The organism is Argonema antarcticum A004/B2 (assembly GCF_023333585.1).
GTDB lineage: Bacteria > Cyanobacteriota > Cyanobacteriia > Cyanobacteriales > Aerosakkonemataceae > Argonema > Argonema antarcticum.
Genome location: NZ_JAIQZN010000214.1, coordinates 1 through 2,172 on the forward strand (window position 1 = coordinate 1; position 2,172 = coordinate 2,172).

Here is a 2,172-nt window from a genome sequence, read left to right on the forward strand (position 1 = left end):
TTGAAAATGGTTTCATTGAGAAATATTTTTGTTGTTTATTATTTGAGTGTATCACAATACAGCGGGAACCGCTGTATGCACTACAGGGCTTGCATTAACTGTTGAGAGCGCTTCAGCTGGTTGTAACAGTGGCTTAGGAAGGCTCGATCCAACTTGTCCGGTTGTCCGGGTCGTATATTAAATCCAAGGAACAGTGGTCCACCCCCAAGTAGAATTCCAACGCAAGTTGACTTAAGACCTGCAAATAGACAATGCCCGACAACATATTCAGGAGCACCTTTTCGTGGTGGTACTGGCAAGGTGGCTTTCTTTAATCAGTGGAGTACACCTGTGACTGTTGTACTTTACCATCCAAGCAATAGCAGCATTTTTAATCGCTATACGGTTCCACCTGGACAGAATCAGATTCTTGTTAACGGTTTTGTCGGAGATGACTGGGGGGTGTGTTTTGAAAATAAGCCTAACGCAAGTGGTTTGGTCAATAATTTAGGTCAGATTGCAGATTACAATCAAAATTGGCAAGGCAGTCCTCTGTTTATGATTCAGAATCCTCGTATTAGATAGATACCAACTCAAGGGAGGCGCTCGCTCTTATCGATCTGTAAAATAACACTCGTAGGCGATCGCCCTTGTTTCATTCCGTTTTGGTAAGATGAGTATGATATAAAAAAAACAGTAACTTTGCCATCAATACCATGAAGTATCCCCTCAACACCGTCTCACAACCAGTTGTGGGTAGCGAAGCTAAAAAGATAGCCCGTGCTATTAAATCAGGTGGTTATGTAGCTAACGAGGCAGCTATAACCACAGCAAAACGAATTGCTGAGCGTCGCAGCACAGAGAACACTGATGTCAGCAAGCGGTAAATTCGCTGGAGTTGATTTTTCTGAAGCGGAAGTAGAAAAGCTAACTCCTGACTTGGAAGTTTCAGGTCAGGGGTTTCGGTGTAATCGGGGCGAGTTTGTAACATACTGGAGACAAGGGCGAGTTCAGCGCGAGGTTGATGCTCGAATTAGCCAATGCTGGATTATCAGACACGGTGATGCGCTAGCAGGTTACATAACGCTTTTAGCTGACAAACTTGTAGTTGACGAACAGATTCTTGAGGAAGAGGGAGTTCAGTACCGGACATTTCCTGCTGTTAAGATTGGCTTACTTGCTGCTGACCGGAGAGCAAAAGGATGTGGTCGTCGTTTGGTTGAGTGGGCATTGGAGTACGTCGCTACAGAAATAGCAAGTCTGCTAGGCGTGAGATTCATGACTGTTGATGCCCTCTACGACCCCGATACAAATCCACCCTATAATGCTTCTAGTTTTTATGAGAGATTTGGTTTTCAGTTCGCTAATCTAGATGAAGTTTTGCCTCCGCCTGTTCCGTATCGCACGATGTATCTTGACCTGAAACCGTTGATTGATTTGCTGAGTGGGGAAGACCTCGAACAGGTGAACATAGATGAATAAGTTTGTAGGTGTGTAGAGAATTTGGGGATATTGCTACAAGACGACAATTAAATAGATTAAATAGCTACTTGCTGTTTGGCTATTCCAGCCTTTGTTCTATTTCCTCCACAGGCAAATCTAAAGCTTGGGCAATTTGTTCTGCCGTTAAGCCAATTTTTACTAATCGCGGTATCGTTTCCAGTTTAGCTAGTTTTCGTGCGGTTTCAATATTGTTAGATTTGCCGTTAACAGGTGTAAAAGTTTCTTTAATAATTGATTCTAAATTTTCTAATTCAGATTCTTGGTTAACTTGTGGAGGATTAGAACAGTGATTAATATTACCACCAATTAGATAATTACCAATATTTTGTTGAGAATTATAAAATCCTAATCTTTCAACACAAGCCCGAAAATTTGACTTATTCAAATCTTTTCCCAACGCTTCAGAAAGAAGCTGCCAAAGCGCATAAGCTTCATCTTTAGCGTGACCTCGCGTACAGTTGTATTCTTTGGCAATATCAGCGTATTTCTGACTGTTGAGAACGCCTTTAAGAATTGCTCTTTGCAAACTATCGAGATGTTTACCCGTTTGAGCGAAAACCAGTTCGTCTAAATACTTCAACACCTCTGTTGTGTCCATAACCAGCTGCTTAAACCCGCATTTCTCACAAACTGATTTAAGAAGCTGATTTGGGGATGAAAAATTGAACTTTTTGAAAAACAAGAGATATG

The 2,172-nt window shown here is 41.7% G+C and carries 4 protein-coding genes; 3 read left to right on the top strand and 1 reads right to left on the bottom strand.

Annotated elements, in window-relative coordinates; genetic code table 11:
* Positions 1 to 330: 330 nt before the first annotated feature.
* From LAY57_RS35370 to LAY57_RS35380, 3 genes are all read left to right on the top strand, one after another.
* Positions 331 to 564: a hypothetical protein gene (locus LAY57_RS35370; RefSeq protein WP_249072138.1), complete on the top strand. Its 234-nt coding sequence runs from the start codon at positions 331 to 333 to the stop codon at positions 562 to 564.
* A gap of 131 nt (positions 565 to 695) precedes the next feature.
* Complete coding sequence (locus LAY57_RS35375) at positions 696 to 866, top strand: hypothetical protein (protein ID WP_249072140.1); 171 nt, start codon at positions 696 to 698, stop codon at positions 864 to 866.
* Complete coding sequence (locus LAY57_RS35380) at positions 850 to 1,461, top strand: GNAT family N-acetyltransferase (RefSeq protein ID WP_249072142.1); 612 nt, start codon at positions 850 to 852, stop codon at positions 1,459 to 1,461. Before LAY57_RS35375 ends, LAY57_RS35380 begins: the two co-directional genes overlap by 17 nt.
* A 79-nt stretch (positions 1,462 to 1,540) precedes the next feature.
* Here LAY57_RS35380 and LAY57_RS35385 read toward each other — a convergent pair.
* A partial coding sequence (locus tag LAY57_RS35385; RefSeq protein WP_338022555.1) for a helix-turn-helix domain-containing protein occupies positions 1,541 to 2,172 on the bottom strand: 632 nt, incomplete at its 5' end.